The 20099-nt window shown below is 64.0% G+C and carries 19 protein-coding genes and 1 pseudogene; 9 read left to right on the top strand and 11 right to left on the bottom strand.

Features of this window, described 5'->3' with window-relative positions:
- Positions 1 to 198: pseudogene (locus SE91_RS18465) on the bottom strand (phosphatidylserine decarboxylase); the annotation flags it as partial.
- A gap of 82 nt (positions 199 to 280) precedes the next feature.
- Positions 281 to 2239, bottom strand: coding sequence for an ABCB family ABC transporter ATP-binding protein/permease (locus SE91_RS18470; protein WP_061848596.1), 1959 nt, complete (start codon positions 2237 to 2239; stop codon positions 281 to 283).
- A 202-nt stretch (positions 2240 to 2441) separates the two neighbouring features.
- Between SE91_RS18470 and SE91_RS18475 the strand changes: the two genes are divergently transcribed.
- Positions 2442 to 3047 (top strand): LOG family protein, encoded by a 606-nt coding sequence (locus SE91_RS18475; protein ID WP_060735747.1) that lies wholly within the window; start codon positions 2442 to 2444, stop codon positions 3045 to 3047.
- 3 nt (positions 3048 to 3050) lie between these two features.
- On the opposite strand, the gene SE91_RS18480 is transcribed toward SE91_RS18475, so the two are convergent.
- From SE91_RS18480 to cysS, 4 genes are all read right to left on the bottom strand, one after another.
- Entirely contained in the window at positions 3051 to 3428 is a 378-nt protein-coding gene (locus tag SE91_RS18480; RefSeq protein ID WP_061848597.1) for a VOC family protein, read from the bottom strand.
- Positions 3429 to 3566: 138 nt separating this feature from the next.
- The gene (cimA, locus tag SE91_RS18485) at positions 3567 to 5165 is read right to left on the bottom strand and encodes a citramalate synthase (protein WP_061848598.1); all 1599 of its coding nucleotides are present in this window, start codon (positions 5163 to 5165) and stop codon (positions 3567 to 3569) included.
- Positions 5162 to 5653, bottom strand: coding sequence for a GNAT family N-acetyltransferase (locus SE91_RS18490; protein ID WP_061851188.1), 492 nt, complete (start codon positions 5651 to 5653; stop codon positions 5162 to 5164). Before SE91_RS18490 ends, cimA begins: the two co-directional genes overlap by 4 nt.
- Before the next feature lie 115 nt (positions 5654 to 5768).
- Positions 5769 to 7151, bottom strand: coding sequence for a cysteine--tRNA ligase (gene cysS / locus SE91_RS18495; RefSeq protein ID WP_061848599.1), 1383 nt, complete (start codon positions 7149 to 7151; stop codon positions 5769 to 5771).
- A gap of 287 nt (positions 7152 to 7438) precedes the next feature.
- On the opposite strand from cysS, the gene SE91_RS18500 reads away from it, so the two are divergent.
- On the top strand, positions 7439 to 7744 hold the full coding sequence (locus SE91_RS18500; RefSeq protein WP_060735744.1) for a hypothetical protein: 306 nt from the start codon (positions 7439 to 7441) through the stop codon (positions 7742 to 7744).
- A 130-nt stretch (positions 7745 to 7874) separates the two neighbouring features.
- A complete protein-coding gene (locus SE91_RS18505) occupies positions 7875 to 9056 on the top strand; it encodes a DUF2865 domain-containing protein (protein WP_061848600.1) in 1182 nt (393 codons plus the stop codon).
- Between the two features lie 57 nt (positions 9057 to 9113).
- On the opposite strand, the gene SE91_RS18510 is transcribed toward SE91_RS18505, so the two are convergent.
- A complete protein-coding gene (locus SE91_RS18510) occupies positions 9114 to 10022 on the bottom strand; it encodes a DUF2189 domain-containing protein (protein ID WP_061848601.1) in 909 nt (302 codons plus the stop codon).
- Positions 10023 to 10572: 550 nt separating this feature from the next.
- Between SE91_RS18510 and SE91_RS18515 the strand changes: the two genes are divergently transcribed.
- The 5 genes from SE91_RS18515 to SE91_RS18535 all read left to right on the top strand — a co-directional run bounded on the left by SE91_RS18515 (position 10573) and on the right by SE91_RS18535 (position 15102).
- Complete coding sequence (locus tag SE91_RS18515; protein WP_061848602.1) at positions 10573 to 11406, top strand: cytochrome c oxidase subunit II; 834 nt, start codon at positions 10573 to 10575, stop codon at positions 11404 to 11406.
- A 77-nt stretch (positions 11407 to 11483) separates the two neighbouring features.
- Positions 11484 to 13262 carry a cbb3-type cytochrome c oxidase subunit I gene (locus SE91_RS18520; protein WP_061848603.1) on the top strand — a complete coding sequence of 593 codons (1779 nt, stop codon included), beginning with the start codon at positions 11484 to 11486 and terminating at the stop codon, positions 13260 to 13262.
- Entirely contained in the window at positions 13259 to 13963 is a 705-nt protein-coding gene (locus SE91_RS18525; protein ID WP_061848604.1) for a cytochrome c oxidase subunit 3, read from the top strand. The genes SE91_RS18520 and SE91_RS18525 overlap by 4 nt, the downstream gene beginning before the upstream one ends.
- Positions 13964 to 13977: 14 nt before the next feature.
- The gene (locus tag SE91_RS18530; protein ID WP_061848605.1) at positions 13978 to 14700 is read left to right on the top strand and encodes a heme-copper oxidase subunit III family protein; all 723 of its coding nucleotides are present in this window, start codon (positions 13978 to 13980) and stop codon (positions 14698 to 14700) included.
- 9 nt (positions 14701 to 14709) lie between these two features.
- Entirely contained in the window at positions 14710 to 15102 is a 393-nt protein-coding gene (locus SE91_RS18535) for a cytochrome C oxidase subunit IV family protein (RefSeq protein ID WP_008552831.1), read from the top strand.
- A gap of 25 nt (positions 15103 to 15127) precedes the next feature.
- Here the strand turns inward: SE91_RS18535 and SE91_RS18540 are convergent, their stop codons facing one another.
- From SE91_RS18540 to SE91_RS18550, 3 genes are read right to left on the bottom strand one after another with little or no spacing between them, the layout of a single operon-like run.
- Complete coding sequence (locus SE91_RS18540) at positions 15128 to 16885, bottom strand: NAD+ synthase (protein WP_061848606.1); 1758 nt, start codon at positions 16883 to 16885, stop codon at positions 15128 to 15130.
- Between the two features lie 20 nt (positions 16886 to 16905).
- Positions 16906 to 17259, bottom strand: coding sequence for a diacylglycerol kinase (locus tag SE91_RS18545; protein ID WP_061848607.1), 354 nt, complete (start codon positions 17257 to 17259; stop codon positions 16906 to 16908).
- 4 nt (positions 17260 to 17263) lie between these two features.
- Positions 17264 to 18652: a class II 3-deoxy-7-phosphoheptulonate synthase gene (locus SE91_RS18550; protein WP_061848608.1), complete on the bottom strand. Its 1389-nt coding sequence runs from the start codon at positions 18650 to 18652 to the stop codon at positions 17264 to 17266.
- A 180-nt stretch (positions 18653 to 18832) separates the two neighbouring features.
- Here SE91_RS18550 and SE91_RS18555 point away from each other — a divergent pair, with 180 nt between their 5' ends.
- A complete protein-coding gene (locus tag SE91_RS18555) occupies positions 18833 to 19729 on the top strand; it encodes an alpha/beta hydrolase family protein (RefSeq protein ID WP_061848609.1) in 897 nt (298 codons plus the stop codon).
- Positions 19730 to 19736: 7 nt separating this feature from the next.
- On the opposite strand, the gene SE91_RS18560 is transcribed toward SE91_RS18555, so the two are convergent.
- Positions 19737 to 20000, bottom strand: coding sequence for a hypothetical protein (locus SE91_RS18560; protein ID WP_061851189.1), 264 nt, complete (start codon positions 19998 to 20000; stop codon positions 19737 to 19739).
- Positions 20001 to 20099: the final 99 nt, after the last annotated feature.

The following is a 20099-nucleotide window of genomic DNA, read 5'->3' on the forward strand; positions in this document are numbered from 1 at the left end:
CCCCTCGCGCACCGGCGTCACCCGGACGGGATCGCGGAAGAACAGCGCGCACCATACGGTCAGGATCGTGCCGATCCACCCCAGCGGCGACCACAGCCAGAACAGGACCAGGCTTGCCAGCGCAAAGCCGCCGATGAAGGGATAGCCCTCCTTGTGGATCGGCGGGATCTGACGCTGGATCGAATCGAGAATGGACATCGTTATCTGCCGGTCTGGGTTAATGGCACGCACGGGTCGTCGCGCGGGCTTGTTTAGGCCAGAGTTGGGACCGGAGACAAGGTCACTCCGCCGCCGCAGGTGTCGTCAGGGCGTCGCTGACCGGTGGCGGCTCCCGATTGGGGGCGTCGCCAGAGTCGGCCATCTTGGCCAGTTTCTCCCGGGCCGCCTCGGCCTCGCGCTGCCTGTTCCACATGCTGGCATAGAGGCCGCCTTGCGCGAGCAGTTTTGCGTGGGTGCCGCGCTCGGCGATGCGGCCCTGGTCCAGCACGATGATCTCGTCGGCACCGACGATGGTCGAGAGCCGGTGCGCGATCACCAGCGAGGTGCGGTTTTTCGCCACGCGATCGAGCGCGCCCTGGATCTCGTGCTCGGTGTGGGTGTCGAGCGCCGAGGTCGCCTCGTCCAGCACCAGGATCGGCGGCGCCTTCAGAACGGTGCGCGCGATCGCGACGCGCTGCTTCTCGCCGCCCGAGAGCTTCAGGCCGCGCTCGCCGACCTGGGTCTCGTAGCCCATCGGCGCCATGCGGATGAAATGGTCGATCTGCGCGAGCCGCGCCGCCTCTTCGACCTCGGCATCGCTGGCGTCCCAGCGGCCGTAGCGGATGTTGTAGCGGATGGTGTCGTTGAACAGCACGGTATCCTGCGGCACCATGCCGATGGATGCGCGCAGTGAATCCTGCGTGACCGCGCGAATGTCCTGACCGTCGATCATGATCTTCCCGCCGGAGACGTCGTAGAGGCGGAACAGCAGACGCGACATCGTCGACTTGCCGGCGCCGGACGGGCCGACGATCGCGACTGTCTTGCCGGCCGGCACCTCGAAGCTGATGCCTTTCAGGATCGGGCGCGTCGGCTCATAGGCAAAGCGCACGTCCTCGAAGCGCACGGTGCCGGCAGAAATGACCAGCGGCTGCGCATCGGGCGCGTCCTTGATCTCGGCCTCGCGACCCAGCACGTTGAACATCTTCTCGATGTCGATGATCGCCTGCTTGATCTCGCGATAGACCATGCCCATGAAATTCAGCGGCTGGTAGAGCTGGATCATCATGGCGTTGACCAGCACGAAATCACCGACCGTGTTGGTGCCGTTGCGCACGCCGATCGCGCACATCAGCATGGTCGCGGTCAGCCCGAGCGTGAAGATCACGGCCTGCCCGGTGTTGAGCACCGCGAGCGAGGTATAGGTGCGGACGCTCGCCTCTTCGTAACGCTCGACCGATTTGTCGTAGCGCTGCGCCTCGCGCGCCTCGGCGCCGAAATACTTCACCGTTTCGTAGTTGAGCAGCGAGTCGATCGCCTTGGTGTTCGCCTCGGTGTCGGAATCGTTCATCTTGCGGCGGATGCCGATCCGCCACTCGGTCGCGATGTAGGTGTAGTACATGTAGAGCGTGACCGTGATCAGGGTCGCGACCACGTAGCGCCAGTCGAACTGCCAGAGCAGCACGGCCATCAGCAGCGTGACCTCGACGATGGTCGGGATCAGCTGCAGGATCACCATGCGCACGATCACCTCGATGCCCTCGCGGCCGCGCTCGAGCACGCGCGTCAGGCCACCGGTCTTGCGTTCGAGATGAAAGCGCAGCGACAGCTCGTGCATGTGGATGAAAGTGAGGGTCGCCAGCTTGCGCACCGCGTGCATGGCGACGCGGGCAAAGATGCCGTCGCGCCATTGCGTCAGCACCGCCATCAGGATGCGCATCACGCCATAGCTCGCCGTCAGCAGCAGCGGCGAGGCGATCACCCAGAGGTGCCAATTGTCGGCCGCGAGCGGCGCGGTATTGGCACCGGTCAGCGCGTCGGTCGCCCATTTGAAGCTGAACGGCACGGTGAGCGTGATCAGCTTGGCCGCGAGCAGCAGCACCAGCGACCAGACCACCCGCATCTTCAGATCGAAGCGGTCGCCCGGCCAGATATAGGGCCACAGATGCGCCAGCGTGCCCATCAGCGTGGCCCGCTCCAGTGGTCCTTGTACGGGAGGATCAGGAACGTCGGCGCCGTCGAACGATTGAGGTTGGTCCATCAAGAAGCCTGAAAGCCCGCCGGATGCAGGCGAAACTGCAATTTACGATTTTCAGCCCGTCATATAGAGCCTTGCCGATGCCAGCGCACCCCGCCAAATGGCGAATCTTCGATTGTTTGTCGCCATTTACCGGTAGATTTCCGGGAGTATCGAATCACCTGAAGGGCTTGACGCCTCTTCGCTGCAATGCATCATGGCGCCAATGAGCACGATCAAAACCGTCTGTGTCTATTGCGGCTCCGGCCCTGGAACCAATCCCCGCTTCGTTGAAGGTGCCGAGGCATTCGGCAAGGCCCTCGCCGAGAACAACATCCGTCTGGTCTATGGCGGCGGCTCGCTCGGCCTGATGGGCGCGGTCGCCACCTCCGTGCTCGATCACGGCGGTACCGTCACCGGCATCATCCCCGACTTCCTGAGGGCGCGCGAGAACGCGCTGACGCGCGTGCAGGAAATGATCGTCACTCCCGACATGCACGAGCGCAAGCGGCTGATGTTCGAGCGCTCCGACGCCTTCGTGGCGCTGCCGGGCGGCGTCGGCACCCTGGAAGAGCTGGTCGAGCAGATGACCTGGAAGCAGCTCGGCCGCCACGCCAAGCCGGTGCTGCTCGCCAATATCGACAATTTCTGGGAGCCGCTGTTCTCGCTGCTGTCGCATATGCGACAAACGGAGTTCATCCGCGCCGGCCTTTCAATCGACATCCTCAAGGCCGATCGCGTCGAGGACATTCTGCCGAAGCTGAAGGCGGCCGCGGCGCAGGTCGCCGAGGCGGAAAAGCAGATGGCCCCGGACGTCGCGCGCAAGCTCTGACGGCTATTCGCTCGGAAACGTCACCGCCTCGATCCGGTTGCCGTCGGGATCGGTGACGAAGGCCGCGTAATAGCGCACGCGATCGTGCGGACGGATGCCGGGCGCGCCGTCCGAGGCACCACCGGCGGACAGCGCCGCGGCGTGAAACGCATCAATCTCATCGGCCGTCTTCGCGCGCAGGCAGATGTGCACGCCGCTTTCCGGCGGGACGCAGGGCATGCCCTCGCGCAGATTGATCCAGAATTCCGGATAGGCCTTGCCGAAGCCGACCGTCCGCGGCCGCGTCACGAGGCGCGTCAGGCCGAGCGCGGCAAGCGTCGCCTCGTAGAATTTCGCGGCGCGATCGAGATCGCTGACGCCGACCGAGATGTGGTCGATCATGGCCCGCCCTCTCCTCACCCCAACTGTCATCGCCCGGCTTGACCGGGCGATCCAGTACTCCAAGACATCGCGGCGTTACGGAAAGGCCGCAGCGTACTGGATACCCCGCTTTCGCGGGGTATGACAGTGGTCGTGGGCCTACGCCGGCGCGCCCGACTTCACGAGCTTGTAGATCACCGAATCCATCAGCGCCTGGAACGAAGCGTCGATGATGTTCGGGGACACGCCCACCGTGGTCCAGCGGTCGCCGTTCTCGTCCTCGCTCTCGATCAGCACGCGCGTCACCGCGCCGGTGCCGCCGTTGAGGATACGCACCCGGTAGTCGATTAGCCTCAAGCCCTCGATGTATTTCTGGTACTTGCCGAGATCCTTGCGCAAGGCGACGTCGAGCGCGTTGACGGGACCGTTGCCTTCGGCCGCCGAGATCAGGCGCTCGCCGGCGACATCGACCTTGACCACTGCCAGCGCTACGGTGACGCGCTCGCCGTGCGAATTGTACCGCTGCTCGACATTGACGTCGAACTGCTCGACCTCGAAATAATGCGGCACCTTGCCGAGGGTGCGGCGCGCCAGAAGCTCGAACGAGGCGTTGGCGGATTCATAGGCGTAGCCTTGCGCCTCGCGATCCTTCAGTTCCTCGACGAGGCGCGTCAGCTTCGGATCACTCTTCTCATAAGGGATGCCGGCGCGGTCGAGCTCGGCGATCACGTTTGAACGCCCGGCCTGGTCGGACACCAGCACCTTGCGGTGGTTGCCGACCAGCTCCGGCAACACATGCTCATAGGTCTGCGGGTCCTTGAGCACGGCGGAGGCATGAATGCCGGTCTTGGTGACGAAGGCACTTTCGCCGACATAGGCCGCATGCCGGTTTGGCACCCGGTTGAGCATGTCGTCGAGCGTGCGCGAGACTTTGACGAGCGTCGCCAGCTTGTCCGTGGTGACGCCGATCTCGAAGGCGTCGGCAAAACCCTTCTTCAATTTCAGCGTTGGGATCAGCGAGCACAGATTGGCGTTGCCGCAGCGCTCGCCGAGGCCATTCAAAGTGCCCTGGATCTGCCGTGCGCCGGCGCGCACAGCCGCGAGCGAGTTGGCGACCGCCTGCTCGGTGTCGTTATGGGCGTGGATGCCGACATGATCGCCGGGGATGTGCTTGGTCACCTCTCTGACGATGGCCTCGACCTCGTCAGGCATGGTGCCGCCATTGGTGTCGCACAGCACCACCCAGCGCGCGCCCGCCTCATAAGCGGCCTTGGCGCAGGCCAGCGCAAAACCCGCATCCTCCTTGTAGCCGTCGAAGAAATGCTCGCAATCCAGCATGACCTCGCGGCCGGCGGCCTTTGCCGCCGCGACGCTGTCGCGGATCGAGGCGAGGTTCTCCTCCTTCGTCGTCTCCAGCGCAACGCGCACCTGATAGGCCGAGGATTTTGCGACGAAGCAGATCGCATCCGCCTTCGCCTCCAGCAGCCCGGCTACACCGGGGTCGTTGGAGACCGAGCGCCCCGCCCGCCGCGTCATGCCGAAGGCGGTGAAGCGCGCATGAGCGAGCTTGGGCTTGGCCGCGAACAACTCGCTGTCGAGCGGATTGGCGCCGGGATAGCCGCCCTCGACATAGTCGATGCCGAGATCATCGAGCATCGCCGCGATGACCTGCTTGTCGGTCAGGGTGAAATCGACGCCATTGGTCTGCGCGCCGTCGCGCAGGGTGGTGTCGAACAGGTAAAGACGCTCCTTGCTCATTGCGCCGCTCCGAGCGTCTTCTTCATGGTGGTGTTGGCGAGCCACTCGTCATTCATGGTGACGCTGTTGCGCTGCTGGGCGGTGTAGCCGCGCTTGGCGAAGAAGCCCTGGGCGGTGTCGCTGGCGTCCACCGAAAGGCTGGCGGCGCCGCGGCCGCCGGCGAGCTTCTCCAGCGCGTCGACCAGCATGGTCGCGATCCCCTGCCCGGCGACCGCCGGATGCACATAGAGCATGCGGATGTGATCGTTGCCGCGCAGTGAGGCGAAGCCCACGGGTGAGCCCTCCAGCGTCGCGATCAGCGTCAGGTCGGCGGCGAGCCGCTTGCCGAACTCCTCGTCCTCGGCGGTGGCCATCCAGGCTTCCTGCTGCGCCTCGCTATAATCGTCGCCGGTCAGTTCCTCGATGCTGGCCGCGAAGATCGCCGCGAGGACCGGCACGTCCGCCGGCAGGAAGGGCCGCAAGCCGGGCTTCGGGTGAGCTTGTGCCATCGTCTTCACCACATCCCATAAAGCTTCGTCACGATCGCCACGGCCGCGCCGAGCAGCAGGATCTTCAGCGCGATGTAATAGAGCCAGTGCCGCGGAAAAGGCGTGTCGGGCCGCTTCATCGGGCGATCTCCCAGGTCGTGCCTTCCTTGGAGTCCTTGATGGCAACGCCCATCGCGGCGAGCAGATCGCGGATGCGGTCGGATTCCCCAAAATCCTTGCGGCTGCGGGCAGCCGTTCGCTCTGCGATCAGACGCTCGACCTCCTTCGCATCGACGCCGCTCGCCTGCTGCTTGCGACCCTCCCATTGCGCAGCGCTCTCCGAGAGGAAGCCGAGCAGCCGCAACGATCCCGCCAGGGCATTCACGTCGCTGCTGCGCAAGCCGTGCAGCGCCGCGATCGCCAGCGACGTGTTGAGATCGTCGAGCAGCGGCTCGACCACGGACGCGGCCGGCTTGCCGGGCTCGACGTCGGCCGCAACGCGATACCAATCGTCGAGCGTCTTGGCGCTCTCCTCCAGCGACTTCATGGTCCAGTCGATCGGCGAGCGGTAATGCGTCTTCAGCATGTTCAAACGCAGCACCTCGCCCGGCCAATCCTTCAAGAGTTCGTGGATCGTGATGAAGTTGCCGAGGCTCTTCGACATCTTCTCGCTCTCGACCTGCAGGAAGCCGTTGTGCATCCAATAATTCGCCATGCGCTGCTGGTGGAAGGCGCAGCAGGTCTGCGCGACCTCGTTCTCGTGGTGCGGAAACACGAGATCGATGCCGCCGCCGTGGATGTCGAAATGCTCGCCGAGATGCTTCCAGGCCATGGCCGAGCACTCGATGTGCCAGCCCGGACGTCCATCGGCCTTGATGCCGGCCGGAGAGGGCCATGACGGCTCGCCGGGCTTCGACGGCTTCCACAGCACGAAGTCGGTTGGATCCTTCTTGTAGGGCGCGACATCGACACGGGCGCCGGCAATCATCTCGTCCAGCGAACGCTTGGACAGCGCACCATAGCGCGGCAGCGCGGAATTAGCCGCGTTCATCGCCTGCGGCGAGAACAGCACATGGTCCTCGGCGACATAGGCAAAGCCGCCGGCGATGAGCTTCTCGATGATCTCGCGCATTTCGCCGATATGCTCGGTCGCGCGCGGCTCGACGCTCGGCCGAAGCGCGCCAAGCGCGTCGACGTCGGCGTGAAACTGCCTGCCCGTCTGCTCCGTGACCTTGCGAATGGCCTCGTTCAGCGGCAGGCCGGGGAAATCCCGCGCGGCGCGATCGTTGATCTTGTCGTCGACGTCGGTGATGTTGCGAACATATTTGACATGCGCCTCGCCATAGAGATGGCGCAGCAGCCGAAACAGCACGTCGAACACGATCACCGGCCGCGCATTGCCGATATGGGCGAAGTCATAGACGGTCGGTCCGCAGACATACATGCGGACGTTTTTCGCATCGAGCGGCGCGAAGGGGCGCTTTTCCCGGCTCAGCGTATCGTAGAGGCGCAATTCCATGACAACCCATCCCTTGCGGCCGGGCGTCCAGGGCTCTCAATATTTTTGAGAAAAGACGGCTCCAGCCAGCGAATCGCTAGCTCGTAATCTCGCGGCAAATGGCGCAAATGGCGAGGAGACCGTTCATGCGGCGACATATGGGCTATGAGGCGGCCTCGCGTCAAGAGAGCCGCGAAAACGGCGCTTTATCTCCGCAAAGGCGCGTTGCCTGCCCAGATGGTTCATCATCCTTAACCATTTGAGCCCATTCTGAAACCGGCAGTTCCCTTTTTGCCCCCGGTGATTTCATGCGATCCTTGTGCGCGCTCATTTTCGGCGCCTCCCTCCTTGCGGCCTCCGGCTCCCACGCCGAGACCCGCGTCTTCATCATCGCCAACCAGGCGGACGGCTACGGGGTCGACCAGTGCCTCGCCAAGGGCGACAGATGCGGTGCCTCCGCCGCGCGCACCTATTGCCAATCACGAGATTTTGCCCAGGCCTCAGCCTACCGCCGGGTCGATCCCGACGAAATTACCGGCTCTGTCCCCAAATCTGGCGCAAACTGCTCCCATGGCCGTTGCGACGAATATGTCGCAATCACCTGCCAGCGCTGAATTCGCTCGGAACTGGCGCACCTTAGGCCCAATCCTGGTCCCTGAAACGACGTGACGGTGCCGCAGGAAGCGGCTATGGGAGGGCGCGCTTCGGCCCACCAAAGTCATGCCGGGCCGTGACCTCGCTAGAATGGCGGATATGCCTGAATTTTTGTCCCTGCCCCGTGCCCGCTTCCTGTCCGCCTGCACCGCGCTCCTCGGCACCGTCGTGCTCGCCACTGGCGCTTTCGCGCAGGCCGGCCCGCCCGGACCGCCGCCTCAGCCCGGCCAGAACGGGCTCGGCCCCAATCCGATGTGCGTGCGGCTGGAAGGCCAGCTAGCCGCGCTCGATCGCGGCGGCGGCGATCCCGCGCGCGAAGAGCAGATCCGCCGCTACCAGGATTCCCAGGCGCGTCAGCAGGCCGAGCTTGACCGCGTCACCATGCAGGCCAAGCGGATGGGCTGCGAGTCCTCCGGCTTCTTCTCGCTGTTCAACGGCCAGTCGGCGCAATGCGGTCCGGTCAACACCCAGATCCAGCAGATGCGCGCCAATCTGGACCAGATCACCGGCAATCTCGAGCGGCTGCGCAGCGGCGGCCCCGGCGCCAGCCCGGAGCGCGACAGCCAGCGCCGCTCGGTGCTGATGGCGCTCGCGCAGAACAATTGCGGCCCGCAATATGCCGCCGCTACGCAGCCGCAAGGCGGCGGCAACTTCCTGAGCAATCTGTTCGGCGGCAACAATGCGGGTAATCCGCAAGCCATGCCGCCCTCCGATCTCGGGCCCCCGTCCGGCACCTTCCGCACCGTCTGCGTGCGCACCTGCGACGGCGCCTATTTCCCGATCTCGTTCGCCACCGTGCCGGCGCGCTTCCCTGACGACGAGAAGACCTGCAAGGCGCTGTGCCCGGCCGCGGAGGCCGTGCTCTACACCCATCGCAATCCCGGCGAGGACATGAACTCGGCGGTGTCCACCAACGGCCAGCCCTACACGGCGCTGCCGACCGCGTTCAAATTCCGCAGCGAGTTCAACCCGTCTTGCTCCTGCAAGGCCGCGGGCCAGACCTGGGCGGACGCGCTCAAATCCGCCGATGACAAGGCGGCCGCCGAACAGCAGGGCGACATCATCGTCACCGAGGAGAGCGCCAAGAGGATGCAGCAGCAGCGGCTCAACAAGGGCACGCCTGCGAATGCGAAGAAGGGCGCAGCGCCGGCGCCGACGACGGCCAATGCGCCGGCCGCAGCGCCGCCCGCGGAAACGGGTCCCGCTGCCAGCTCCGAGAACAAGCCGATCCGCTCGGTCGGCCCGACCTTCCTGCCGCAGCAGCAGAAATAGGTCGTCATTCCCTATCATGTCCCGCGAAGGCGGCCGCCACGCGCGGCCGTTTCGCTTTTACTGCTCGCCCTCGCGGCTCCACGGGAAGAGATTTGCCGGGAAGTCCGCTGCGTAGCGCCTTCCCTTCGGCCTCGGTGGAAGCTCGTCCGGTGGATTTGGATTCGGCTCGACCACCCGCCGATAGAGGTGCCAGCTGGCATGACCGAGCACCGGCAGAACGACGGCGAGACCCACGAAGAACGGCAGCGAGCCGATCGCGAGGAGCGCCGCCACGATGAGGCCCCACCCGGCCATCGCAACCGGATTCGCGGCCACCGCTCGGAGCGACGTACGGATCGCATCGATCGCAGTCGCATGTCGGTCGAGCATCAACGGAAACGACACCACGCTGATACACAGGGCTAAGACCGCAAACAGGAAGCCGACACCACAACCGATGATGATGAGAGACCAGCCTTCCCGGGTCGTCAGCACGCGCGTTGCGAAGTCGGGAATGCTTGCAGCCGGCGCGTGACCAAAGATGGTGACGTAGATTGCATTCGCGACACCGATCCAAGCCCCGAACAGAACGAGCAGGAGTACGCCGAGCTCGAGCATGGCGCCGAATGACGGTGCGCGCAGCACCTTGATCGCGTCCCATGCATCGACGTCCTCGCCGCGCTCGCGGCGGCGACTGAGTTCGTAGAGACCAATCGCGGCAAAGGGACCGATCAAGGCAAACCCGGCGGCCAGCGGAACCAACAGCGGCAGCACCGAATAGCCGAGCACCGCCCTGAACAGGACGAGGCCGAGGACAGGATAAATCACGCACACGACGAGCGCGTGACTTGGCATTGCCTGGAAATCCTCCCAGCCCAGGCGTAGCGCCTGGGTCAGGTCGGACAAGCTGACCTTACGAACGGGATAAGAGGCCGCTTCGCCGAAGACGTGCCGCCTTATCATGTCGTGGGAGTACAGAGTGGCCATGAACGCAACCTCCCGTGCTGAAAATCGCGGTGGTGACAACACGCGCTTTTCAGCCACGCGTGTCCGCTTCACGAGCGAGAACGCGATGGGCCGAGTGCGGCACTCAGGTTCAGCGAAAGAGCCTGGCCCGACGGAACCCGCCGCGACCTGCCTGATCAGCTTAGCGCGCACCGAGCGAGGTTGCACTCAAGCTTAGGTGAATTGTGCACCTGCACAAATCTTGATGCATTGCGTCACCTGAGACGCCGCCAGCCCGGCGCGCAGGCCGACGCTTCTTCCGAGCGGAGCAGCTCCGACAACGCATCCGCACGCCGATATGCACTATTGACGCCGGGTTCGGCTGGTATCATTTTAGAATTAGAAGCAGACGCCCTCAGCTCCGATGAGATTGGTGGTCGCGACCACTCTCTTGACTTCGCGATCGCAGGAATGGGCGAGGCAACAGGCCGGCGATGGCATAGACGCCAACAAAAAAAGCCAGCTATCGCGACAGACGTGAGCTCCGCCCTGGATTCGTATCCGCAGCCTTTGATGGCAAGGATGGATCAGGATGGTTGTCGCATTGATACTGCTGCTGGTCGCGATCGGCTCGGTGCTGTTTCACATCTACAGCCCTTGGTGGTGGACGCCGATCGCCACGAACTGGGCCTATATCGACCACACCATCAACATTACGTTCTGGATCACGGGCTTCGTGTTCGTCGCGGTCATCGCCTTCATGGCGTATTGCATCTTCCGCTTCCACCACCAGGAGGGAAGACGCGCCGACTACAATCCGGAAAACAAGAGGCTCGAATGGTGGCTGAGCGTCGCGACAGGCGTCGGCGTTGCAGCCATGCTGGCGCCCGGCCTTGTGGTCTGGCACCAGTTCGTCACGGTGCCCGCGGATGCGACCGAGGTCGAGGTCATGGGGCAACAATGGCAATGGAGCTTCCGCCTGCCAGGCAAGGATGGGCGATTGGGCACATCCGATGTCCGCAACATCGCTTCCGACAATCCGATGGGGCTAAATCGCGACGACTCACACGCGCAGGACGACGTCGTGATCGAGAGCGGCGACCTGCACCTTCAAATCGGAAAGCCGGTTAAGGTTCTCCTCCGCTCCGTTGACGTCCTGCACGATTTCTACGTGCCCGAATTCCGCGCCAAGATGGACATGGTTCCAGGCATGGTGACCTATTTCTGGATAACGCCGATCCGAACCGGAACGTTCGATGTTCTCTGCGCGGAGCTTTGTGGCGCTGCTCACTATCAGATGCGGGCCAAGGTCATCGTCGACGAAGAGCGTGAATATCACGCTTGGCTGGAGCAACAGAAAACATTTGCAGAACTGTCGCCGGCGAAAGCCGTCCTGAAGGCGACGTACCGATCCGGCGACAAGTAGCGAGCTGCCGCCGCAAGGATAGATCGGGTGCATGAGGCCAACGCCTCACTCCCGATGGAAATGACCAGGAGATTTCTATGGTCGATATTCCATATGAAGGGACCCCCGGCGTACCGCCTGCCGAAGTACCTGATGTCGAGCTCTACCATCCGCGGAGCTGGTGGACACGATACGTCTTCTCGCAGGACGCCAAGGTGATCGCCATTCAGTATTCGCTGACCGCCGCGGCCATCGGGCTGGTGGCCCTGGTGCTGTCGTGGCTGATGCGGCTGCAGCTGGGATTTCCTGGCACCTTCTCCTTCATCGATGCCAACCAGTACCTTCAGTTCATCACCATGCACGGCATGATCATGGTGATCTATCTGCTCACCGCGTTGTTCCTCGGCGGCTTCGGCAACTACCTGATCCCCCTGATGGTCGGCGCCCGGGACATGGTCTTTCCTTATGCGAACATGCTGAGCTACTGGATCTATCTGCTCGCGGTCCTTGTGCTGGCCTCGACATTCTTCGTGCCCGGCGGCCCCAGCGGCGCCGGCTGGACGCTCTACCCGCCGCAAGCAATCCTCACCGGAACGCCCGGGCAGGATTGGGGCATCATTCTGATGATGTCATCTCTGATCCTGTTCATCATCGGCTTCACCATGGGCGGGCTGAACTATGTGGTCACGGTGCTCCAGGCGCGCACCCGCGGCATGACATTGATGCGCCTGCCCCTCACGGTGTGGGGCATCTTCACGGCGACCGTCATGGCCTTGCTGGCATTCCCTGCACTGTTCGTTGCCTCGGTCATGCTGCTGTTCGACCGCCTCTTGGGAACCAGCTTCTTCATGCCCTCCCTCCTCGAGATGGGGCAACTGTCGAAATATGGCGGCGGCAGCCCGCTGCTGTTCCAGCACCTGTTCTGGTTCTTCGGCCATCCCGAAGTTTACATCGTCGCCCTGCCCGCCTTCGGCATCGTCTCCGATCTGATCAGCACGCATGCGCGCAAGAACATCTTTGGTTACCGCATGATGGTCTGGGCGATCGTGGCCATCGGCGCGCTCAGCTTCATCGTATGGGCGCACCACATGTATGTGAGCGGCATGTTCCCTCAATTCGGGTACTTCTTCGCCACAACGACGCTCATCATCGCAATCCCCACCGCGATCAAGGTCTACAACTGGGTGCTGACCCTGTGGCGCGGCGACATTCATCTCACGGTGCCGATGCTCTTCGCACTCGGCTTCATCGTCACCTTCGTGAACGGCGGGCTCACCGGCCTCTTCCTCGGCAACGTCGTCGTGGACGTGCCCCTCTCGGATACCATGTTCGTGGTGGCGCATTTCCACATGGTGATGGGCGTCGCGCCGATCATGGTCGTGCTCGGAGCGATCTACCATTGGTACCCCAAGGTTACGGGTCGGATGCTCAACGAGGCCCTGGGGAAGTTTCACTTCTGGGTCACCTTTCTCGGCGCCTATCTGATCTTCTTCCCCATGCACTATCTTGGACTGCTCGGGGTTCCGCGCCGGTATTTCGAAATCGGCGATGCGACGTTCATCCCGTCCTCGACCCACTCACTGAACGTCTTCATCTCCGTGGTGGCCTTGATCGTCGGCTTCAGCCAGCTGGTGTTCCTGTTCAATCTGGCCTGGAGCCTGTTCAAAGGTGAAGCCTCAGGAGGCAATCCCTGGCGCGCGACGACCCTGGAGTGGCAGACGCCGGAGACGCCCCCAAGACCCGGTAACTGGGGCAAGGATCTCCCCGTCGTATACCGCTGGGCCTATGACTACAGCGTGCCCGGCGCTGCCGAGGACTTCATTCCGCAGAACCAGCCGCCGCGCCCGACGCAGCTCGCCGAGGGAGCTGCTTCGTGAGCGCCATCATCCTGTTCCTGGCTGTGCTTGCGGTAATCGCCGGATGGTGGCTGTCGCAGCAGCGGTTGACCGCCAAGCCCTGGCTGGAGGAAGGCCCGGCCGGTGACTTCCCGGGCGGCGACGCCATGACCTGGCCGGCAGCGAAGATCGGGCTTGGCGTGTTTATCGCCGTCGCGAGCGCATTGTTCATCCTCTTCATCAGCGCCTACTCGATGCGCATGAGCGTGGTGGACTGGCGGCCGCTGCCGGTACCGCGGCTGCTGTGGGTCAACACGGGCGTACTGGTCCTGAGCAGTGTCGCGCTGCACTGGTCGTACGTGGCCGCGCGCCGACACGATGCCGAAGGCGTCATGATCGGTCTGCTCGCCGGCGGAGTGTCTGCCGTGATCTTCCTCGCCGGACAGCTCCTGGCCTGGCAACGGCTCGGAGCTGCCGGGTATTTCGTGGCGTCCAATCCGGCGAATTCCTTCTTCTACCTGTTGACCGCACTGCACGGGCTGCATCTGGCGGGCGGCCTGGTGGCCTTGGGCCGAACCTCAGCCAGGATGTGGCGCGGCGCCGAGATCGCCGACATGAGCTTGAGCGTGGAGCTGTGCGCCATCTACTGGCACTTCCTGCTGCTCGTCTGGCTTGTCTTGCTCGGGCTTCTCACCGGCTGGACCGACGATTTCGTCGACATCTGCCGCCAATTGCTGAGCTAGGGAGGCGAGACCAGATGGCTGAGACCGTGGTGACAGATCCGGGCCAATCGCCTGCGCGGCTTGAAGGCTGGCGCGGCATCGCCGCCGACTGGGCGTCCGATCAGCGCGCCTTCAAGGACGTGTCCTGGGGCAAGGCCATGATGTGGATCTTCCTCCTCAGCGACACTTTCATCTTCAGCTGCTTCCTGCTCTCCTACATGACGGCGCGCATGTCGACGACCGTACCCTGGCCCAACCCCAGCGAAGTCTTCGCTCTCGAAATCGCGGGCCAGCACATCCCGCTTATCCTGATCGCCATCATGACGTTTGTCCTGATCAGCAGCAGCGGCACGATGGCGATGGCCGTCAATTTCGGCTACCGCCGCGATCGATTCAGAACTGCGGCCTTGATGCTGGTCACGGCAGCCTTCGGCGCGGCATTCGTCGGAATGCAGGCCTTCGAATGGACCAAGCTGATCATGGAGGGCGTCCGGCCCTGGGGTAATCCGTGGGGAGCCCCCCAATTTGGCGCGAGCTTCTTCATGATCACCGGCTTCCACGGCACCCATGTGACGTTCGGTGTGATCTTCCTGATCGCCATTGCGCGGAAGGTGCTTCGCGGCGACTTCGACGTCGAGAGGCGCGGCTTCTTCACAAGCCGCAAGGGCCATTACGAGATCGTCGAAATTATGGGCCTGTACTGGCACTTCGTCGATCTCGTGTGGGTTTTCATCTTTGCATTCTTCTATCTTTGGTGAGGTCGGCGCATGACAAACGCGGCGGTACACATGGAAGGACAGCTCCACGGTTCGGCGCATGACGCAGTCGCAACGGGGGCCCGTGACGCCAAAGGTCAACAGCACCCGATCAAACTCTACCTCGTGGTCTGGGGCTGGTTGTTCGTCCTCAGCACGTTTTCCTACCTAGTCGACTACTTCGGCCTACATGGCTATCTGAGGTGGTCGCTGATCCTGCTCTTCATGATGTTGAAGGCCGGCTTGATCGTTGCCGTCTTCATGCACATGGCCTGGGAGCGGCTGGCCTTGACCTATGCCATCCTGCTGCCGCCGATCGCGGTACTTGTCTTTGTGGCGATCATGGCGCTCGAATCCGAGTACACGCACTTCCTTCGGGTGCTGTTCTTCGCAGCCCCGTCATAGGTCCCGCCGTTGCTCGAGTCTGGAGTCAGCCCTCGAACGCGTCGATCGATGCCGTGCTCCCGCGCGACACCAGCGTCTCGTCCGCCGGCGGCAGCCTCTCGCCCTTGTCGCGAAAACGGTTGGTGATGGGATAGCGGCGGTCGCGGCCGAAATTCCGTCGCGTCACTTTCACGCCGGGCGCAGCCTGGCGGCGCTTGTATTCGGCGACGTTGAGCAGATGGTCGATGCGGGTGACCGTCTCGCGATCGAAGCCGGCGGCGATGATCTGATCGAGCGGCTCCTCGCGTTCGACCAGCCGTTCGAGGATCGCATCGAGCACGTCATAGGGCGGCAGCGAGTCGTCATCGCGCTGGTTCTCGCGCAACTCCGCGCTCGGCGGCCGCGTGATGATATCAGGCGGAATGACCTCGCCGGCGGGGCCGAGCGCGCCGTCCGGCTTCCAGGAATTGCGCAGGGCCGCCAGCCGAAACACCTGCGTCTTGTAGATGTCCTTGATCGGGTTGAAGCCGCCGTTCATGTCGCCGTAGAGCGTGGCATAGCCGACCGACATTTCCGACTTGTTGCCTGTCGTCACCACCATCAGACCAGTTTTGTTGGAGATCGCCATCAACAGCGTTCCGCGGGTGCGGGCCTGCAGGTTCTCCTCGGTGATGTCAGGCGGCAGGTTCTTGAAGATGCCGGACAGGATGGTCTCGAATCCGGTCACGGCTTCCGCGATCGGCAAGACCTCGTAGCGGATGCCGAGATGGCCGGCGAGCTCACCGGCGTCCGCAATCGAGTGCGGGGCGGTGTAGCGATAAGGCAGCATCACGCCATGGACCTGGTCGGCGCCGAGCGCATCGACTGCGATCGCCGCGCACAGCGCGGAATCGATGCCGCCGGAAATGCCGAGCAGCACGCCCGGAAAGCCGTTCTTGGCGACGTAGTCGCGCAGGCCCAGCACGCAGGCGGCATAGTCGGCCTTGTCGCCCTCGACCTGTTCGGCGACCGGACCGGTGCAGCGCCAGTCGTCGCCATTCCTGGTGAAGCGCAGCGTGACGATGGCCTCCTCGAACGCCGGCAGTTGCGCGGCGAGCGAGAGGTCGCCATTCAGCGCGAAGGACGCACCGTCGAACACCAGCTCGTCCTGGCCGCAGACCTGGTTCAGATAGACCAGCGGCAAGCCGCTCTCGGTGACGCGCGCCACCGCCACCGACAGGCGCACGTCATTCTTGTCGCGGGCATAAGGCGAGCCGTTCGGCACCAGGATGATCTCGGCGCCGGTCTCGGCCAGCGTCTCGACCACGTTCTCGTAATCCTCGGACTCTTCCAGCCAGATGTCCTCGCAGATCGGCACGCCCACGCGCACGCCGCGCACCGTCACCGGGCCTGCGGCAGGCCCGCGCGAAAACAGCCGCTTCTCGTCGAACACGCCGTAGTTCGGCAGATTGCATTTGAAGCGAAGCGCGGCGATGCGGCCGCCGTCGAGCAGCGCACAGGCATTGTAGAGCCTGCCCTCCTCGACCCAGGGCGTGCCGACCAGCATGGCGGGCCCGCCGTCGGCGGTCTCGCGCGCAAGGCTTTCGATCGCGGCGCGGCAGGCGGCCTGGAACGCCGGCTTCTGCACGAGATCCTCCGGCGGGTAGCCGGCGATGAACAATTCCGGAAACAGCACGAGATCGGCGCCGTCGGCGATGGCGCGCGCGCGCGCCGCGCGCGCTTTGGCCGCGTTGCCCTCGATGTCGCCCATGGTTGGATTGAGCTGTGCGAGCGTGACCGCGAATGCGTTGTGACGTTCGGCCATGATGCGCTCTCGACCTTTGGCTAGACGAAACCCAATCGCTCGACGATGGCAAAGATCCAGAACACGCCGGCCATGAGCAACGCGACGCCGACGGCGGCCGAGCCCATGTCCTTGACGCGGCCGATCTGCTTGTCGTGGTCCATGGTCAGGCGGTCGGCGAGCTTCTCGATCGCGGTGTTGAGCAGCTCGACCGTCAGCACGAACGCAACCGAACACACCAGTTCGACCGCGCGCATTGCGGTCGCGCCGATGAACCAGGCCAGCGGCAGCGACAGGAGGAGCGCAAAAATTTCCTCGCGGACAGCCTGCTCCGACCGAAACGCAAAGGCCAGACCGTTACGGGAATTGATCGTGGCCTTCCAGATCCGCAGCAAGGTCTTAGAGCCCCGCGGCGGCCGGCATCGGCTTGGCCTTGCCGGCGCGTTCTTGCTTGAGCAGCTCGGCGATCAGGAAGGCCATGTCGATGGATTGCTCGGCATTGAGGCGGGGATCGCAGACCGTGTGGTAACGGTCGTTGAGATCCTCGTCCGTGATGGCGCGGGCGCCGCCGATGCATTCGGTGACGTCCTGGCCGGTCATCTCCAGATGCACGCCGCCGGCATGGGTGCCTTCGGCGGCATGGATGGCGAAGAACGATTTCACCTCGGACAGGACGCGGTCGAACGGCCGCGTCTTGTAGCCCGACGTCGAGGTGATGGTGTTGCCGTGCATGGGGTCGCAGGACCAGACCACCGCCCTGCCCTCGCGCTGCACGGCGCGGACCATGTTCGGCAGGTGCTCGCCGACCTTGTCCGAGCCGAAGCGGCCGATCAGCGTGAGCCGGCCGGGCTCGTTGTCGGGATCGAGCACGTCGATCAACTTCAAGAGCTCGTCGGCTTTCAGCGACGGGCCGCATTTGAGCCCGATCGGGTTCTTGATGCCGCGGAAATATTCGATGTGGCCGTGATCGAGCTGGCGGGTGCGGTCACCGATCCAGATCATATGGCCCGAGGTCGCGTACCAGTCGCCGGTGGTGGAATCGACGCGGGTCATGGCCTGCTCGTAGCCGAGCAGCAAAGCCTCGTGGCTTGTGTAGAAATCGGTGGCGCGCAACTCGGGATGGGCTTCGAGATCGAGGCCGCAGGCGCGCATGAAGTTGAGCGCATCCGAGATGCGGTCGGCCAACTCCTTGTAGCGGCGGGACTGCGGCGAGTCCTTCAGGAAGCCGAGCATCCATTGATGCACGCTGCCGAGATTGGCGTAACCGCCGGTGGCGAAGGCGCGCAGCAGGTTCAGCGTCGCGGCCGATTGGCGATAGGCCATCAGCTGGCGCTGCGGGTCCGGCATGCGCGCTTCCTTGGTGAAGGCGATGTCGTTGACGATGTCGCCGCGATAGCTCGGCAACTCGACGCCGTTCACCTTCTCGGTCGGCGACGACCGCGGCTTTGCGAACTGGCCGGCGATACGGCCGACCTTCACCACCGGGACGGCGCCGGCATAGGTCAGCACCACCGCCATCTGCAGCAGCACGCGGAAGAAGTCGCGGATGTTGTTGGCGCCGTGCTCGGCAAAGCTCTCGGCGCAGTCGCCGCCCTGGAGCAGGAAGGCATCGCCGGCTGCAACCCGCGCCAGCGACTTCTTCAGGTTGCGCGCTTCGCCGGCGAACACCAGCGGCGGAAAGGTCGCAAGCTGCGCCTCGACGTCGGCCAGGGCCTTGGCGTCGGGATAGTCGGGCACCTGTAGCACCGGCTTGCTGCGCCAGGACTCGGGCGTCCACCGCTCGGACATCGCAATCTCTCCGTGAAGCAAAAAAGTGCAACCTGATCTGTGGGTTGCGAGGGCCGCCTTATACACAGGCTGGCCGCGGCCCGCCAGTTGTAAATCCATTCGGCACTGCAAACCCTTGCGGCGAAAGCCAAATTCGCATTTGTTGGAAGGGCGAGGCAACTGGCAGGATCCCTTGCGCCCATGGACGCGGCACTGGACGACGTTTTCATCGACGAGATCACCTTCCCGGCGATCGACGGGTATGCGCTGACCGGCACCCTGTTCCTGCCGCGCGGCACCAAGCGTCATGCCGTGCTGATCAACTCGGCCACCGCCGTCCCGCGCAAGATCTACCGCGGCTTTGCCTCCTACCTCGCCCATCGCGGCTGCGCCGTGCTGACCTACGACTATCGCGGCATTGGCGATTCCCGGCTGCCGGCGATGGTCGGCTACAACAAGCCGAAATCGCTGGTCGGCTTCGAGGCTTCGATGTCGGATTGGGCCGCGCTCGACGTCACCGCCGCAGTGCGCTGGATGCGCGAGCGCTACCGCGGCCTGCCCCTGGCCTATGTCGGCCATTCCTTCGGCGGCCAGGCGCTGGGACTGATCGAGAACAACACCGACATCTCGCGTGCCGCCTTCGTGGCCTCGCAGGCCGCGACGTGGCGGCTGATGAGTTCGCCGGAAAAATATCGCGTCTTTGCCTTCATGAATTTTGTCGGCGTGCCGCTGGTCCACGCCCTCGGCTACGCGCCCGGCTGGGCCGGCATCGGCGAGGATCTGCCCAAGGGCGTCTTCCTGCAATGGGCGGAGTGGGTCTCGAGCCCGCGCTATCTGTTCGATTCGAAGCTGCCGGCGCTGCAAAATTTCGCGAACTTCAAGGGCGAGCTGCGCGCGCTGTGCTTCCAAGACGATCCCTGGGCGACGCTATCAGCGGTCGAGCTGCTCACGGGCGGCTTCACGGCGATCAAGCCGGAGGTGCTCACCGTCAAGCCGTCCGACGTCGGTGCCAAGGCAATCGGCCATTTCGGCTTCTTCCGCCCCGATCACCGCGACACGCTCTGGCGCAGCGTAGCGGAATGGATTCAGGGCGAGTGAGCCGTTGTCAGCGGATGATCGTCGTCAGCGACGAGTAGCGCTTGTTGGGCTTGGCTTCGCCCGCCGAGAACTGCGCGAAGGCATCGCTGACCCGTGCGGCCGGCGTGGTCCCGTCGGCAAACCGGAATTCCTTCGGTCGCGGCGCGTAGAAGCTGGCACGGTAATAGGAATCGTCGAAGCGCGTCTCGCCGACGCCGAACAACGCGTCGCAGACGAACAGGAGCGCATAGACTCCCGCGACTGCTGCGACGATCTCCTTAAGAATTGACATGATGATGCCCTGCCCTTTGCCGGCAGGATGCACATCGGTTCCAAAGCGGACGTTTAAGGCCGCAGCCTTCTTGTCCGCAGGGTTTGCCGCGCCTGAGTG

It is taken from the genome of Bradyrhizobium sp. DOA1, from assembly GCF_001593325.1.
Classification (GTDB): Bacteria; Pseudomonadota; Alphaproteobacteria; order Rhizobiales; family Xanthobacteraceae; genus Bradyrhizobium.

Excerpts from the sequence above, each read along its gene's own strand:
- SE91_RS18470 (WP_061848596.1), bottom strand. The coding sequence starts at position 2,239 with ATGGACCAACCTCAATCGTTCGACGGCGCCGACGTTCCTGATCCTCCC.
- SE91_RS18475 (WP_060735747.1), top strand. The coding sequence starts at position 2,442 with ATGAGCACGATCAAAACCGTCTGTGTCTATTGCGGCTCCGGCCCTGGA.
- SE91_RS18480 (WP_061848597.1), bottom strand. The coding sequence starts at position 3,428 with ATGATCGACCACATCTCGGTCGGCGTCAGCGATCTCGATCGCGCCGCG.
- cimA (WP_061848598.1), bottom strand. The coding sequence starts at position 5,165 with ATGAGCAAGGAGCGTCTTTACCTGTTCGACACCACCCTGCGCGACGGC.
- SE91_RS18490 (WP_061851188.1), bottom strand. The coding sequence starts at position 5,653 with ATGGCACAAGCTCACCCGAAGCCCGGCTTGCGGCCCTTCCTGCCGGCG.
- cysS (WP_061848599.1), bottom strand. The coding sequence starts at position 7,151 with ATGGAATTGCGCCTCTACGATACGCTGAGCCGGGAAAAGCGCCCCTTC.
- SE91_RS18500 (WP_060735744.1), top strand. The coding sequence starts at position 7,439 with ATGCGATCCTTGTGCGCGCTCATTTTCGGCGCCTCCCTCCTTGCGGCC.
- SE91_RS18505 (WP_061848600.1), top strand. The coding sequence starts at position 7,875 with ATGGCGGATATGCCTGAATTTTTGTCCCTGCCCCGTGCCCGCTTCCTG.
- SE91_RS18510 (WP_061848601.1), bottom strand. The coding sequence starts at position 10,022 with ATGGCCACTCTGTACTCCCACGACATGATAAGGCGGCACGTCTTCGGC.
- SE91_RS18515 (WP_061848602.1), top strand. The coding sequence starts at position 10,573 with ATGGTTGTCGCATTGATACTGCTGCTGGTCGCGATCGGCTCGGTGCTG.
- SE91_RS18520 (WP_061848603.1), top strand. The coding sequence starts at position 11,484 with ATGGTCGATATTCCATATGAAGGGACCCCCGGCGTACCGCCTGCCGAA.
- SE91_RS18530 (WP_061848605.1), top strand. The coding sequence starts at position 13,978 with ATGGCTGAGACCGTGGTGACAGATCCGGGCCAATCGCCTGCGCGGCTT.
- SE91_RS18535 (WP_008552831.1), top strand. The coding sequence starts at position 14,710 with ATGACAAACGCGGCGGTACACATGGAAGGACAGCTCCACGGTTCGGCG.
- SE91_RS18540 (WP_061848606.1), bottom strand. The coding sequence starts at position 16,885 with ATGGCCGAACGTCACAACGCATTCGCGGTCACGCTCGCACAGCTCAAT.
- SE91_RS18550 (WP_061848608.1), bottom strand. The coding sequence starts at position 18,652 with ATGTCCGAGCGGTGGACGCCCGAGTCCTGGCGCAGCAAGCCGGTGCTA.
- SE91_RS18555 (WP_061848609.1), top strand. The coding sequence starts at position 18,833 with ATGGACGCGGCACTGGACGACGTTTTCATCGACGAGATCACCTTCCCG.
- SE91_RS18560 (WP_061851189.1), bottom strand. The coding sequence starts at position 20,000 with ATGTCAATTCTTAAGGAGATCGTCGCAGCAGTCGCGGGAGTCTATGCG.